Origin of the sequence: Sphingopyxis sp. H073 (genome assembly GCF_001468395.1) — a bacterium.
GTDB lineage: Bacteria > Pseudomonadota > Alphaproteobacteria > Sphingomonadales > Sphingomonadaceae > Sphingopyxis.
Genome location: NZ_LNSG01000001.1, coordinates 65,281 through 78,696 on the forward strand (window position 1 = coordinate 65,281; position 13,416 = coordinate 78,696).

The window sequence follows — 13,416 nt, forward strand, 5'->3', positions numbered from 1 at the left end:
GTGAACGACGAACTCAATCCCCCTTGGCTAGCTTTTCCCGAGATTCCTGCTGGGGCAGTTGGCTGGCGTACGGGGCAGGGAGAGTTGTTTTGGGATATGTTCTATAAATTTTTCAGCGCATTGAACCATCGTGCCGCTGATGATTACGTTCGACGTTATCCAGAACCGGAAATGTGGCGCGGTACTTATGCTATGATCCGGGCCAATCCATGGAAGTGAGTTATGGCTGATTACGACTACGACGTCCTTGTCATCGGTGCCGGTCCCGGCGGTTATGTCGCGGCGATCCGCGCGGCGCAGCTGGGGCTGAAGACCGCTTGCGCCGAAGGGCGCGAGACGCTGGGCGGCACGTGCCTCAACGTCGGCTGCATCCCGTCGAAGGCGATGCTCCACGCGTCGGAATATTTCGACGCCGCCGCCAATGGCGCGATGGCGAAGATGGGCATCAAGGTGAAGCCCGAGCTCGACCTGCCGACGATGCACGGCCAGCGTATCGATGCGGTGAAGGGCCTGACCGGCGGCATCGAGTTCCTGTTCAAGAAGAACAAGGTCGACTGGCTGAAGGGCTATGCGCAGTTCACGTCGGCCGACACCGTCGAGGTGGCAGGCAAGAGCGTCCGCGCGAAGAATATCATCGTCGCCACCGGCTCGTCGGTGACCCCGCTTCCGGGCGTTGCGGTCGATAACGACAAGCAGATCATCGTCGATTCGACGGGCGCGCTCGAACTCGCCAAGGTGCCGGGCCACATGGTCGTGATCGGCGGCGGCGTGATCGGGCTCGAACTCGGCAGCGTCTGGCGCCGCCTCGGCGCCAAGGTCACCTGCGTCGAATTCCTCGACCAGATCCTGCCCGGCATGGACGGCGACGTCCGCAAGGAAGCGAACAAGATTTTCAAGAAGCAGGGCATCGAATTCAAGCTCAAGACCAAGGTCACCAAGGCCGAAGTCAAGGGCAAGAAGGCGGTGCTGACGCTCGAGCCCGCGGCGGGCGGCGACGCCGAAACGCTCGAGGCCGATGTCGTCCTCGTCTCGATCGGCCGCCGTCCGAACACCGAGGGTCTCGGCCTCGACAAGGCGGGACTGGCGCTCAACCAGCGCGGCCAGATCGAAACCGACCATGATTTCCGTACCTCGGTCCCCGGCATCTGGGCGATCGGCGACGTGATCCCCGGCCCGATGCTCGCGCACAAGGCCGAGGACGAGGGCATCGCCTGCGCCGAGAATATCGCCGGGCTGACCGGCATCGTGAACCACGATGTCATCCCGTCGGTCGTCTATACCTGGCCCGAAATCGCCGGTGTCGGCCTGACCGAAGAGGCGGCGAAGGAGCGCGGCGAAGTGAAGGTCGGCAAATTCCCGATGCTCGCGAACAGCCGCGCCAAGACGAACCACGAGCCCGACGGCTTCGTGAAGGTGATCGCCGATGCCAAGAGCGACCGCGTTCTCGGCGTCTGGTGTATCGCCAGCGTCGCGGGCACCATGATCGCGCAGGCGGCGCAGGCGATGGAATTCGGCGCGACGAGCGAGGACATCGCCTACACCTGTCACGCCCACCCGACCCACAGCGAGGCGATCAAGGAAGCCGCGATGGCGGTAACCGGCAAGCCGATCCACATTTGACCTCTGAATCCTCCCTGTGGCGAAGCCATGGGGAGGTGGCAGCCCGCAGGGCTGACGGAGGGGCTGAGACGTAGAGCCCCTCCACCATCCTTCGGATGGTCCCCCTCCCCATCGCTACGCGACGGGGAGGATCGTGTAACGTCGGCGAGAATGATATGCCGCTGCTCGTGGAGCCCCAAACCCTCATCCGCCTGCTCGATCTTGCAGGGATCGGCGTCTTCGCGCTGTCGGGCGCGCTGATGGCGGTGCGCCTGCGGCAGACGCTTGTCACGGCCTGCTTCTTTGCGCTCGTCACCGGGGTCGGCGGCGGCAGCGTGCGCGACCTGCTGATCGGCGCACCGGTCTTCTGGGTGCAGGACGGGGCGATCGCCGCGGTGTGCATCGCGATCGCGCTGATCGTCTGGCTGACCCCCGAGCGCTGGTGGCAGGGGCAACTCCTCGAATGGGCCGATGCGGTCGGGCTGGCCGCATATGCCGTGTTCGGTACCGCGAAGGCGCTTGCCTGGGGCGTGCCGCCGGTGCCGGCGCTGATGATGGGCGTGATCACCGGCTGCGTCGGAGGAACGATCCGCGACATCCTGGCAGGGGTGCCGTCGATCATCATGCGGCCCGAAATCTATGTCACTGCGGCGGCGCTCGCAGCGGGACTGTTCCTTACCCTCTTGTGGCTCGGCGCGGGCACTCCGGTCGCCGCCGTCGCCGGTGCGGTCGCCGGATTTATTCTGCGCGGGCTCGCAATTCGCTGGTCATTGGCGCTTCCGGCCTATAGGGGCCCCCGCGAATCGCGGTAAACAGCGGCCTAATCGAGCCGCAACGCTCCGTTTAACTTTGATCCGATAGGATCGCGGCTGGCGCGCAGGGGAGCGCGTCGTGGGGACTGGCCGAATTTTGTCGACATTGCTGATCCTTTTCGGCGCCGGGGTCGAGGCGCCCGGCTGCGCGAGCGCGTGCGGCGATCCGGTGTCGACCGGGCGCTGGATCGTCGGGCTGTCGCTGATCATCTTCATTCTGCCATTCGCCGCCGCGTCCCCGGCGCGCCACCTTCTGCGCCGGCTCGTGACACCGGTAACCCGCCGTAAACCACGGTCGGGGCCGCGCCGGTCGATCCGGTCGCGATTGATGGGCTGACAATAGGGTAAATAATGTGGCACTGTTTGTGCCATGACCGCTGCGCTCGACACCATCGCCCGCCAGGTCCGCGACCAGGCCACCGCCTTGCCCGACCTGTTCGGGCGTTTCGATTTCGACCGTCCCCCCGAACGATGGGCGGCCGAGGCAGAGGCCGTGAGCGAGCTTGGCGGCGTGAAGGGGATCGATCGCGCCGCCTATCTGGGCGATGCCGACCTCGTCGCGCGCATCCGCGAATATACGATGCTCGGCGACCGCACCGGCGATGCCTATGCCGCACTGATGCCGAAGCTGGGGTTTCAGCGCAGCGTCGCGATGCTGGTCGAGGCATGCGACAAGGGGGTCGAGGCGGTCGAGGATGCGCCGCCCGAACTCGTCGCGCTGATCCGCGAAATGGAGGCGAAGCCTGACTGGGTCGATATGGAACTGGTCGAGGAGGGCGCGGCCTATGAGCGCAACGCGACCGCAAACCTCGCGCCCTTCCTGATCCGCGGCGCCTTCATCGCGACCTTTCTCAACAAATATTCGGCGCTGCCGATGGCGCTCACCGGCACGCTCGGCCATGCGACCGCCGCGAGGCGGGTGAAGGAGACCGCAACCTTTTTCGCCACCACCGCGCTGCCGGGTGCGCTGTGCCGCTTCGGGCCGGGGTTCAAGGCGGCGGCGATGGTGCGGCTGATGCATTCGATGGTGCGCGTCAACGTGCTGTCGCGGCCGGGGATGTGGGACGCCGACACCTATGGCGTGCCGATCCCGCAGCTCGACCAGATGCCCGCGGGGCTGATCCCGATCTATTTCCTGTCGCAGGATGTGCTGAAGAGCGGGCGCACGTCGTTCAACCGGCTCGAGCGCGGGCGCGTCGAACTGGCGCGTTATCGCTGCTTCCTGCTCGGCCTGCCCGAGGATCTGCTCGCCGACACTCCGCAAGAGATCGTCCGCATCTGGCGCACGCGCAGCGCGACCTTGCGCTATGAATATGACGACCCGATCTGTGGCGGGCTGCTTCGCGCGACGATGGAGGCCGAACTGTCGACCGATCCGTCGCCCGCGGGCCGCGTCAAGCGCCGCCTCGAGCGCTCGGTGAGCCGCGTCTTCTTCGTGAAGGCGTTCCTGAACGGCGACACCGAGCGCGCCGACGGCGTCGGGGTGCCCGTCGGCCGCCGCGACCATCTGATCTATGGCGCGACGATGCTCGCGCTCGCGGGACGCATGACGGCATATCGAGTCGCCTCGCGCATTCCGGTGCTGCGTCACCTTGCCGACCGCCGCCTCGTCCGGCGCATCAACCGCCAGCTCGCGGGCTATGGCCGCGCCGAGTTCCGGTCCGACGCCGCGCATTATCGTCCCGCGACGGCTTGACCGCGCCGCACTTCGCGGCATGTTGGTCGGCTAACGGCAGAGGATCAGAGCGGAATGACGACCGAGCAGGCGACGGCGAACGGGATCAGCATCACCTATGAGGACAAGGGGCCGAAGGACGCGCCCGCGATCCTGCTGGTGATGGGGTTGGGCGGACAGCTGACTTTATGGCCCGACGAGTTCGTCGATGCGCTCGTCGCGCGCGGCTTTCGCGTCATCCGCTACGACAATCGCGACGTCGGCCTGTCGACGCGTTTCGATGCGGCGGGCGTTCCCAACCTCAAATGGATGTTCGTCAAGGCGGCGCTCAAGCTGCCGGTGCGCAGCGCCTATACGCTTGCCGACATGGCGGCCGACGGTGTCGCGCTGCTCGACCATCTCGGCATCGAGCGGGCGCATGTCGTCGGGGCATCGATGGGGGGGATGATCGCGCAGCATATCGCGGCGCGCTATCCGGGGCGCGTGCTGTCGCTGACGTCGATCATGTCGACCACCGGCAATCCGCGGCTGCCGCGCGCGCAGAAGGAGGCGATGCGCGTGCTCGCCAACCGCCCGATGAGCGGCGATCCCGAGGCGATGATCGCCTACTCGGTCAACGCTGCGCGCGTGATCGGCAGCCCCGATTATCCCGCCGAGGAGGAACGGCTGCAACGCCGCGTCCGGGGCGATTACGAGCGCGGCTGGTATCCGCAGGGCGTCGCGCGGCAGATGGCGGCGATCGTCGCCGACGGCGACCGGCGGCCGATGCTGAAGTCGATCACGGCGCCGACCCTGGTGATCCATGGCGAGGCCGACCCGCTCGTCCCGCTCGCGGGCGGGCGCGACACCGCGGAGCATATTCCCGGCGCGCGGCTGATGACGATCCCCGGCATGGGGCACGACCTGCCGCTCGCGCTCGTCGACACGCTGTCCGGGGCGATCGCCGACCACGCGCGGGGCGTCGCGCTGGCGGCGTAGCGGGCGGGCGCATCGAAAACGCTGTGCGTCCCCGCGAAGGCGGGGATCCATCTCCCGAAGGCTCGAAATAGCACCGATGGGTGATGGACCCCCGCCTCCGCGGGGGAACAGGCAATTCCCGCTTCCGTCTATTTCAGCAACAGCGCCAGCGTCGCGAGGAACCCCTGCGCTTCGCGGCCACTCGCGCGCGGCACGGCGGGCAGGAACGCACGGCAGTCGAGGCACGCGGCCTGCACCGACCCGGTTTTCGCGAGCAGCGACAGGTCCTGTACCAGCCGGCGCTGGACGAGATCGCGGTTCATCGCCGCGATGCCGAACCAGCCGCGGGGTGCCGCCGCTTCCTGCTCCTGCTCGCCGCCGGTCAGGCTCGCGATCATCTTCGAAAATTCGCTCTGCTCTTCCTCATAATATTTGGCGTGGAAGGCGCCGTCGATCTTCGCGAGCTTCGCCGCGGCCGCCAGCGCGTCGGGAAGCCCACCGAACTGGTCGACAAGGCCGATCTGGCGCGCGGTGCCGCCTGCCCAGACGCGGCCTTCGGCGATCGTACGGATTTTCTCGATCGGCTGCTTGCGGCTCTTCGCGACAAGGCCGGTGAAGCGCGCGTAGATGTCCTCGACGCTTGCCTGCGCGAGCGCGTTGAACTCGTCGTTCACGCCGCCGAACACGTCGGGCTGGCCCGACAGCGGCGTCGTCGCGATGCCGTCGGCGTTGACGCCGATCTTCGCCAGCGTCTGGTCGAAGCTCGGGATGATGCCGAAGACACCGATCGATCCGGTGATCGTCTCGGGCTCGGCGAAGATGCGGTCGGCGGGGGTCGAGACCCAATAGCCGCCCGACGCGGCGACATTGGCCATCGAAACGACGACAGGCAGTTTCTTCGCCTTCGCCTGCAAAAGCGCCTGGCGGATCTGCTCGGACGCGAGCACCGATCCGCCGGGGGAATCGACGCGGAGCACGATGGCTTTCGTGCCGCTGTCGGCCACCGCGTCGAGGATATGCTGCGCGACGGTGTCGCCGCCGGCGCTGCCGTTCGGTGCCTCGCCATCGACGATTTCGCCGACCACGGGTACGACCGCGATCGCGGCGCCCGCCTCGCTCACCGGATTGGCGGCGACCCAGTTTTCGAGCGGGATCGCGGCGAACTCCCACGGCCGGTTGTCGTCGCTGGTGCCGCTGATTTCGGCGACGCGCGCGCTGAACGCCATCCGGCTGCCGACCTTGTCGATCAGGCCGGCATCGACGCCCGCCTTCGACAAGTCGTTGCCCGCGGCCTTCACGGCGCCCGCCGTGTCGGCGATAAACGCATCGATCTTGGCCTTCGGGCGGGCCTTCTTGACATCGGTCAGCCAGTTTTCCCAAAGCGCCCCGGCATAGGCGAGGTCGGCCTCCTTCGCTTCGGGCGACTGGTCGCTGCGCAGATAGGGTTCGACCGCGCTCTTGAAGGTGCCGACGCGATAGATGTGCGCGGTGACGCCGAGCTTGTCCATCAGCCCCTTGTAGTAAAGACGCGATCCGCCCGGCCCGGCGATCGCGACGCCGCCGATGCCATCGGCCCAGATTTCGCTCGCATGGGCGGCGATCTGGTAGCTGTCGGTGGTGTAGGCGGTCGCGAAGGCGAGCACGGGCTTGTTCTTCGCGCGCACCTTGTCGACCGCGGCGCCGATCTCGGCGAGCGAGACCTGCCCGCCGCCGAGGAAGCGGTCGAGGTCGAGCACGACCGAGGTCACGCGCTTGTCGGTCGCCGCGGTTTCGAGCGCGTGGACGACGTCGCGGGTGCGAAGTTCCTTGAGCTGGTTGCCCCCCGACAGCGCCGCGAGCGGATCGACGTCGGACGGCTGTTCGGACACGACACCGTTGAAATCGATCAGCAGCGCGCCCTCGCTGACCGGCAAGGCGGCGTTCGGCCGCCCGGCGAGCAGCCCAAAGAGGAGCGCAAAGAACATCAGGAGGAAGATCAGCGCCAGCGCGTCCTTGATCCCGACGAGCAGGTTCCAGACCTTGCGCGGGAAGCTGGTGCCGCCCTTGCGCTTGTCCTCGCCCGGCAGCGGGCGGCGGACGGGGATGGCCCAGGGGCCGGCGGGGTCGTTCGGAGGGGTCGCGGTGCTGTCTGTCATGCCTGCGAACCTAGGGCTGCGCCCCGTCCTTGGCAATGCACGCTTCGACCGAGGCGGAGCCAGCGACTACCAGCGCCGTCAAAGCCAGCCTTCGCCGCGATACCAGCGCACCGTTTCGGCGAGCGCGTCGGCGGTCGGGAGCGATGGTTGCCACAGGTCGGCGGGCGGGCGCGCGCCCTCGCTCGCGGCCCAGTCGGGATGCGAAATATAGCGCGCGCGGTCGGGGGTCAGCTTGGCGCGATCGCCGCGAACGAACCGGTCGAGGCGCCCGCCCGCCTTGACCAGGGGCGCCGGGATCGCGAGCGTCGCAACGCGATCGCGTCCGACCGCGCCACTGATCGCCTGCGCGAAGTCCTTGTGCGACCAGCCGCCGGCGGTGCCGTCGTCGGGCTCGTAAGTCTGGCCGATGCTTTTTGCGTCATCGCTCGCCAGCGCGACGAGCAGGCGCGCGAGTTCGTCCACATAAATCGCCGACATCCGCCCGCGCGGGGGCAGCACCATTACCCCGCGCCACGCCATGCGGAACAGGTCGAGCATCTCGGTGTCGCCGGGGCCGAATACCGCGGGCGGCCGCACGATCGTCCAGTCGAGCCCGCTGGCGAGGATGACGCGTTCGGCGCGCTCCTTCGACCAGCCGTAATTCGACAGCTCGGGTTCGCGCGCGGCGAGCGAGGAGACGTGGATGAAGCGCCGCACCCCCGCGCCGCGCGCTGCGTCGACGACATTGGCGGTTGCGATGGCGTTGCCCGCTTCGAACGCGGCGCGCGTCGGCACGTTCACGACGCCCGCGATATGCATCGCGACCTCGGCGCCCGATACGATCGCGGCAAGGCTTTCGGGATCATCGAGCGCGCCGGCGATCCAGGTGACGCCCTCGCGCGGCTCCTGCGGACGGCGGGTCAGGGCGCGGACGTGCCAGCCCGCTTCGACCGCCTGCCGCACGGTTGCACCGCCCACGAAGCCGGTCGCGCCGGTCATCGCGAGCACGCGGTTCGTCACAGCAGCACCATATGATCACGGTGGACGATCGCGGTGCGGGGAGCATAGCCGAGCGCCGCCTCCTGCGCGTCGCGGCCGAGGCCGAGGATCGCCCTGGCGTCGGCCACCGGATATTCCGAAAGCCCGCGCGCGATCACGCGGCCGTCGGTTCCCGCGATGTCGAGAATGTCGCCGCGTGCGAAGTTGCCGCTCGCGTCGGTCACCCCGGCGGCGAGCAAGCTCGCGCCGCCGCGCAGCGCTTTCGCTGCGCCCACGTCGATGGTCAGGCGGCCCTTCGCGGTCAGCCCGCCTGCGAGCCAGGCCTTGCGCGCGCTCGCGCCTTTTTCGGCGACGAACAAGCTGTGCCGCGCCTCGGTCGATAGCGGCCGGTCGACGTGCCCCGACGCGATCGCCAGATGCGCCCCCGCGGCGTTGGCGATGCGCGCCGCCGCAATCTTCGACACCATCCCGCCCGACCCCATGCCCGAAGCCGATCCGGCGTCGGCCATCGCCTCGATCGCGTCATCGATGCGTTCGATGCGCGCGATATGGGTGGCGCCGGGGAGGGCGGGGTTTCTATCGTAGAGCCCGTCGATGTCGGAAAGCAGGATCACGCCGCCCGCCGCCGCCGCCTGCCCGACGCGCGCGGCGAGCCGGTCGTTGTCGCCGAAGCGGATTTCCTCGGTCGCGACGCTGTCATTCTCGTTGATCACCGGCACGACGCCGAGGTTCAAAAGCCGGTCGAGCGTCGCCGAGGCGTTGAGATAGCGGCGGCGATCCTCGAGGTCGTCGAGCGTCACGAGCATCTGCGCCGCGGTCAGCCCTTCGGCGCCCAGCACTTCGGCCCAGACATGGCTGAGCGCGATCTGCCCGGTCGCGGCCGCCGCCTGTGCATCCTCGAGGCTGGCACGGCCGCCCTTGGCGAGCCCCAGCCGCCGCGCGCCGAGCGCGATCGCTCCCGAAGAGACGACCGCGACCTGCTGGCCGGCGCGGATGCGCCCCGCGATGTCGGCGGCGATCCCCTTGAGCCATTCGCGCCGCACCGCGCCGCCCTCATCGACGAGCAGCGCCGATCCGATCTTGACGATCAGCCTGGGGCAGGAGGCGGGCGCGAACAACATGCGCCGCCGATAGCGTGCGCGGGCGGGGGTGCCAATGCGAATATCGCAGGCTTCGCGCGGCTATGCTATGCAGCGCGGGCCTCATCGAGCCCTTCTGGAGAGTCGCAAGCCAATCGGGTGAGGAGCGATGCGATGGCGACCGTTTTGGACGAAGAGAGACTGCACACGTTCGTCGGCAAGATGCTCGGCGATCTTGGCGGCGGAATGAGTGTGCCGACGGTGCGGCTGGGATTCAGCCTCGGGCTGTTCGACGCGCTGGCGGAGGGGCCCGCGACCGCGGCCGATCTCGCCGCGCGCGCGGGCAATCTCCACGAACGCTATGTCCGCGAATGGGCGTTGGCGCAGGCAGCGAGCGGCTATGTTGACTATGATCCGGCGAGCGAGCGGTTCAGCCTCTCGCCCGAACAGGCGATGGTGTTCGTCCATCGCGACAGCCCGGTCTTTCTTGCCGGCGCCTTCGACCTGATCGCCGCGATGATCGAAGCGCAGCCGAAGGTCGAGGATTGTTTCCGCCGCGGCACGGGGGTGCGCTGGGGCGATCATGCCGGTTGCCTCTTTTGCGCGACGGGCGCTTTCTTCCGCCCCGGCTATGTCAACAATATCGTCCAGAACTGGATTCCCGCATTGGATGGCGTCGAGGCGAAACTGCGGCGCGGTGCCGCGGTCGCCGACGTCGGCTGCGGGGTCGGCTTCTCGACCCTGCTGATGGCCGACGCATACCCCGAAAGCCGGTTCGTCGGCTTCGATTTCCACGCGCCGTCGATCGAGGAGGCGCGGCGCCACGCCGCTGGTCATGGCTATGGCGATCGCGTGCGTTTCGAGGTCGCGACGGCAAAGGAGATCGCCGAGGAGGGGTTCGACCTGATCACCATGTATGATTGCCTGCACGACATGGGCGACCCGCGCGGCTGCGCCGCGCAAATGCGCCGCATAATGGCGCCGGACGGGACGTGGATGATCGTCGAGCCGGTCGCGGGCAATACGCCCGCCGACAATATGAACCCGGTCGGGCGCCTCTATTACAACGCGTCGACGATGATCTGCGTGCCGACCTCGCTCGATCAGGAGGTCGGCGAGGGGCTGGGCGCACAGGCGGGCGAGGCGCGGTTGTCCGATGTCGTGCGCGCGGGCGGCTTTGCGAGCGTCCGCCGCGCGACCGAAGGGCCCTTCAACATGGTGCTGGAGGCGCGGTGATCAGATCGGCGACCAGTCGCCCGAGGCTTCATCCTCGTCGGGATCGGCGCCCGGTTCGGGTTGGCCGACGGCTTCGAGCAGCTTGTCGAGCACCGCCTCGATGCCCGCGCCGCTGGCGCCCGAAAGCGCCATGACCGGATAGCCGCTTTCGGCTTCGAGCTCGGCCGAGAGCGCCGCGATCAGTTCCTCGTCGAGCGTGTCGACCTTGTTGAGCGCCACGACCACCGGCTTGTCGGTCAGGCCTTCGCCATAGGCTTCGAGTTCGTCGCGCACGATGCGATAGCTGGTCGCGACATCCTCGTCATTCGCATCGACGAGGTGGAGGAGGACGCGGCAGCGTTCGATATGGCCGAGGAAGCGATCGCCGATCCCCGCGCCGTCGGCGGCGCCCTCGATCAGCCCCGGAATGTCGGCAACGACGAATTCATGCCCCTTGTGGCTGACCACGCCGAGCTGCGGGCGCGTCGTCGTGAAGGCATAGGCGCCGACCTTCGCCTGTGCGTTGGAGACGGCGTTGATGAAGGTCGACTTGCCCGCGTTGGGCAGCCCGACGAGCCCCGCATCGGCGAGCAGCTTCAAACGCAGCCACACCCATGCCTCTTCGCCCGGCCAGCCCGGGCCGTGCTGGCGCGGCGCGCGGTTGGTCGAGGTCTTGTAGCTGGCGTTGCCGCGGCCGCCGTCGCCGCCGCGCAGGAAGCGGACGCGCTCGCCCTCCTTGGTGAGGTCGAGCAGCAGGGTGCGCTCGTCATCGTCGGCCAGGATCTGCGTGCCGATCGGGACCTGGATCACCAGATCGTCGCCGCCCGCGCCCGTGCGGTCACGGCCCGCGCCGGGGGTGCCGCGGCGCGCCTTGAAATGCTGGGTATAACGAAAGTCGATCAGCGTGTTGAGGCCGGCGACGGCTTCGAACACAATGTCGCCGCCCTTGCCGCCGTTGCCGCCGTCGGGGCCGCCATATTCGATATATTTCTCGCGCCGGAACGACACGGCGCCGGGGCCGCCGTCGCCGGACTTCACGAAAATCTTTGCTTGGTCGAGGAAATGCATCGGGCGCCTTTAGGGGGAAAGGCCCGTTTTGGCTAGCGTCGCTTGCCGACTCCACTGGCGATCAGCGATTCATAGGCGATGTCGCGCGCGCGGTGGCGCGGCAGGCCGAGCGCGCGCGCGAGCGGCGCGCCGAAAAGCGCATCGCCGAGCGCGAGCAGCACGAGTTGCATCGTCTCGTCCTCGAGCGGCTGCTCCTCGGCGCTATGATCCTGCCGCAATTCCTCGACGAGGTCATGGATTGCCTTTAGGATCGGATCGAGCGCGTTTTCGTTGCCCGACAGGATCATCCAGCTTGCCAGCGCCCCGCCGCCGCCCGTGTCGAAGGCGTCGAAGGCGAGGTCAACGACTTCGCGCGGATTCTGGTCGCTGGCGCGCTGACGGAGCACCGTCTCGCGGATCGTGGTGCTCACGAATTCGGCCATATTGTCGATCAGCGCCTGTTGCAGCCCCGCCGCGCTGCCGAAATGATGAAGCAGGTTCGCGTGCGTTCGGTCGACGCGCGCCGCGACGGCTTTCAGCGTCACCGCCTGCGGTCCGTTCTCGATCAGTATCTGGCGCGCCGCGTCGATCGCGGCGGCGCGGCTTTCCTCGGGACTCAGCCGCTTCTTGACTGCAATTGACACCACTGTAAGTAACCTTTAATATCTACCCCACCGGACGTCCCCACGTCCTGAAACCCCTTTCCGACGGTGAGGATCATATGTCCAGCCTTTCGCACTCCCCGACCCCGAATGACCTTACGATAACGCCGCGCGACGTCCGCTTCGGGCGCGAGGACAGGCAGGGCCGCTGGTGGTTGAACGGCGACCCGATCGCCTCGGCGTTCCACACCGCGCTGTCGGTGACCTTCCCGAAGGGCGAGGCGATGTTCATCGAGGCGGTGAAGGCGCACCGCGAGGGCGTGCCCGACAAATTGGCGCGCGAGATCCGCGCCTTCACGCAGCAGGAGGTGATCCACAGCCGCGAGCATGTCGTCTTCAACCGGAAGGCGGCCGAGGCAGGATATGATCTCTCCGAACTCGAGGGCGACGTCGACGAGGTGATGGCGCTGATCAAGGCGCGTCCGCCGATCGTCAACCTGATGGCGACGATCGCGCTCGAACATTACACCGCGATGATGGCGGCGGTGATGCTGAAGGATCCCAAGATGTACGAGGGCGCCGAAGCGGAATGGGCGGCCTTGTGGAAATGGCATGCGATCGAGGAGATCGAGCATAAGGGCGTCGCCTACGACACCTGGCTCCACGCGACGAAAGACTGGAGCCGCTTTCGCCGCTGGCGCGCCAAGTCGCTGATGATGCTGCTCGTCACGACGCGCTTCTGGCCGCGCCGCGTCAAGGGGATGAAGGCGCTGCTCAGGCAGGACGGCCTCACCGGCTGGCGCGTCAGCGCGCGGATCTGGTGGTATCTGCTCGGCAGCCCCGGCATCCTGCGCCGCAGCTTCCTCCCCTGGCTCGCCTATTTCATGCCGGGCTTCCATCCGTGGAACCACGACGACCGCGCGCTGATCGGCAAATATGAAAGCGACTATGCCGATGCCGTGATGACGGCGCCGTCGTCGGCGCCCGAACTGGCTGCGGCCGCTGCTTAAGCGGCCGGCAGGATTCGACCGATTGCGGACATTGATCCTCCCTGTGCCGCAGGCATGGGGAGGTGGCAGCGCGAAGCGCTGACGGAGGGGCAAATGGCGCGACGTTGCCGCCCCTCCACCACCGCCTACGGCGGCGGTCTCCCTCCCCATCGCTTCGCGACAGGGAGGATAATTCCCTCTTCGTCATCCCGGACTTGATCCGGGATCCACGACTTTGGCGCTGCAATGGATCCCGGATCAAGTCCGGGATGACGAAGGTCTGGAATCCACCCCAAAGCCGACGCAAAGAAAGCCCTTTCCTACATTA

The 13,416-nt window shown here is 67.6% G+C and carries 13 protein-coding genes; 8 read left to right on the forward strand and 5 right to left on the reverse strand.

What is annotated here, in order from left to right:
- The 6 genes from ATE64_RS21415 to ATE64_RS00345 all read left to right on the forward strand — a co-directional run bounded on the left by ATE64_RS21415 (position 1) and on the right by ATE64_RS00345 (position 5,064).
- On the forward strand, positions 1-219 hold the full coding sequence (locus tag ATE64_RS21415) for a hypothetical protein (RefSeq protein WP_156416448.1): 219 nt from the start codon (positions 1-3) through the stop codon (positions 217-219).
- A 3-nt stretch (positions 220-222) separates the two neighbouring features.
- Positions 223-1,620, forward strand: a complete 1,398-nt coding sequence (lpdA, locus tag ATE64_RS00325) for a dihydrolipoyl dehydrogenase (RefSeq protein ID WP_058455593.1) — start codon at positions 223-225, stop codon at positions 1,618-1,620.
- Positions 1,621-1,775: 155 nt separating this feature from the next.
- A complete protein-coding gene (locus ATE64_RS00330) occupies positions 1,776-2,411 on the forward strand; it encodes a TRIC cation channel family protein (protein WP_058455594.1) in 636 nt (211 codons plus the stop codon).
- Positions 2,412-2,490: 79 nt separating this feature from the next.
- Positions 2,491-2,748 (forward strand): hypothetical protein, encoded by a 258-nt coding sequence (locus ATE64_RS00335; RefSeq protein ID WP_156416447.1) that lies wholly within the window; start codon positions 2,491-2,493, stop codon positions 2,746-2,748.
- A gap of 33 nt (positions 2,749-2,781) precedes the next feature.
- Positions 2,782-4,107 carry an oxygenase MpaB family protein gene (locus tag ATE64_RS00340; RefSeq protein WP_058455596.1) on the forward strand — a complete coding sequence of 442 codons (1,326 nt, stop codon included), beginning with the start codon at positions 2,782-2,784 and terminating at the stop codon, positions 4,105-4,107.
- A 54-nt stretch (positions 4,108-4,161) separates the two neighbouring features.
- On the forward strand, positions 4,162-5,064 hold the full coding sequence (locus tag ATE64_RS00345) for an alpha/beta fold hydrolase (RefSeq protein ID WP_058455597.1): 903 nt from the start codon (positions 4,162-4,164) through the stop codon (positions 5,062-5,064).
- A gap of 128 nt (positions 5,065-5,192) precedes the next feature.
- Here the strand turns inward: ATE64_RS00345 and sppA are convergent, their stop codons facing one another.
- The 3 genes from sppA to proB form a co-directional block, all read right to left on the reverse strand.
- Positions 5,193-7,178: a signal peptide peptidase SppA gene (sppA, locus tag ATE64_RS00350; protein WP_082657518.1), complete on the reverse strand. Its 1,986-nt coding sequence runs from the start codon at positions 7,176-7,178 to the stop codon at positions 5,193-5,195.
- A 78-nt stretch (positions 7,179-7,256) separates the two neighbouring features.
- The gene (locus ATE64_RS00355; protein ID WP_058455721.1) at positions 7,257-8,156 is read right to left on the reverse strand and encodes an NAD(P)H-binding protein; all 900 of its coding nucleotides are present in this window, start codon (positions 8,154-8,156) and stop codon (positions 7,257-7,259) included.
- Between the two features lie 17 nt (positions 8,157-8,173).
- A complete protein-coding gene (gene proB, locus ATE64_RS00360; protein ID WP_058455598.1) occupies positions 8,174-9,277 on the reverse strand; it encodes a glutamate 5-kinase in 1,104 nt (367 codons plus the stop codon).
- Between the two features lie 132 nt (positions 9,278-9,409).
- Here proB and ATE64_RS00365 point away from each other — a divergent pair, with 132 nt between their 5' ends.
- Positions 9,410-10,471 carry a class I SAM-dependent methyltransferase gene (locus tag ATE64_RS00365; RefSeq protein WP_058455599.1) on the forward strand — a complete coding sequence of 354 codons (1,062 nt, stop codon included), beginning with the start codon at positions 9,410-9,412 and terminating at the stop codon, positions 10,469-10,471.
- On the opposite strand, the gene obgE is transcribed toward ATE64_RS00365, so the two are convergent.
- Together obgE and ATE64_RS00375 are read right to left on the reverse strand one after the other, a co-directional pair.
- Positions 10,472-11,518, reverse strand: coding sequence for a GTPase ObgE (gene obgE / locus ATE64_RS00370; RefSeq protein WP_058455600.1), 1,047 nt, complete (start codon positions 11,516-11,518; stop codon positions 10,472-10,474).
- Positions 11,519-11,550: 32 nt separating this feature from the next.
- A complete protein-coding gene (locus ATE64_RS00375) occupies positions 11,551-12,141 on the reverse strand; it encodes a TetR/AcrR family transcriptional regulator (protein ID WP_058455722.1) in 591 nt (196 codons plus the stop codon).
- A gap of 77 nt (positions 12,142-12,218) precedes the next feature.
- On the opposite strand from ATE64_RS00375, the gene ATE64_RS00380 reads away from it, so the two are divergent.
- Complete coding sequence (locus tag ATE64_RS00380) at positions 12,219-13,109, forward strand: metal-dependent hydrolase (protein WP_058455601.1); 891 nt, start codon at positions 12,219-12,221, stop codon at positions 13,107-13,109.
- Positions 13,110-13,416 lie beyond the last annotated feature (307 nt).

Excerpts from the sequence above, each read along its gene's own strand:
- lpdA (WP_058455593.1), top strand. The coding sequence starts at position 223 with ATGGCTGATTACGACTACGACGTCCTTGTCATCGGTGCCGGTCCCGGC.
- ATE64_RS00330 (WP_058455594.1), top strand. The coding sequence starts at position 1,776 with ATGCCGCTGCTCGTGGAGCCCCAAACCCTCATCCGCCTGCTCGATCTT.
- ATE64_RS00340 (WP_058455596.1), top strand. The coding sequence starts at position 2,782 with ATGACCGCTGCGCTCGACACCATCGCCCGCCAGGTCCGCGACCAGGCC.
- ATE64_RS00345 (WP_058455597.1), top strand. The coding sequence starts at position 4,162 with ATGACGACCGAGCAGGCGACGGCGAACGGGATCAGCATCACCTATGAG.
- sppA (WP_082657518.1), bottom strand. The coding sequence starts at position 7,178 with ATGACAGACAGCACCGCGACCCCTCCGAACGACCCCGCCGGCCCCTGG.
- ATE64_RS00355 (WP_058455721.1), bottom strand. The coding sequence starts at position 8,156 with ATGACCGGCGCGACCGGCTTCGTGGGCGGTGCAACCGTGCGGCAGGCG.
- proB (WP_058455598.1), bottom strand. The coding sequence starts at position 9,277 with ATGTTGTTCGCGCCCGCCTCCTGCCCCAGGCTGATCGTCAAGATCGGA.
- ATE64_RS00365 (WP_058455599.1), top strand. The coding sequence starts at position 9,410 with ATGGCGACCGTTTTGGACGAAGAGAGACTGCACACGTTCGTCGGCAAG.
- obgE (WP_058455600.1), bottom strand. The coding sequence starts at position 11,518 with ATGCATTTCCTCGACCAAGCAAAGATTTTCGTGAAGTCCGGCGACGGC.
- ATE64_RS00380 (WP_058455601.1), top strand. The coding sequence starts at position 12,219 with ATGTCCAGCCTTTCGCACTCCCCGACCCCGAATGACCTTACGATAACG.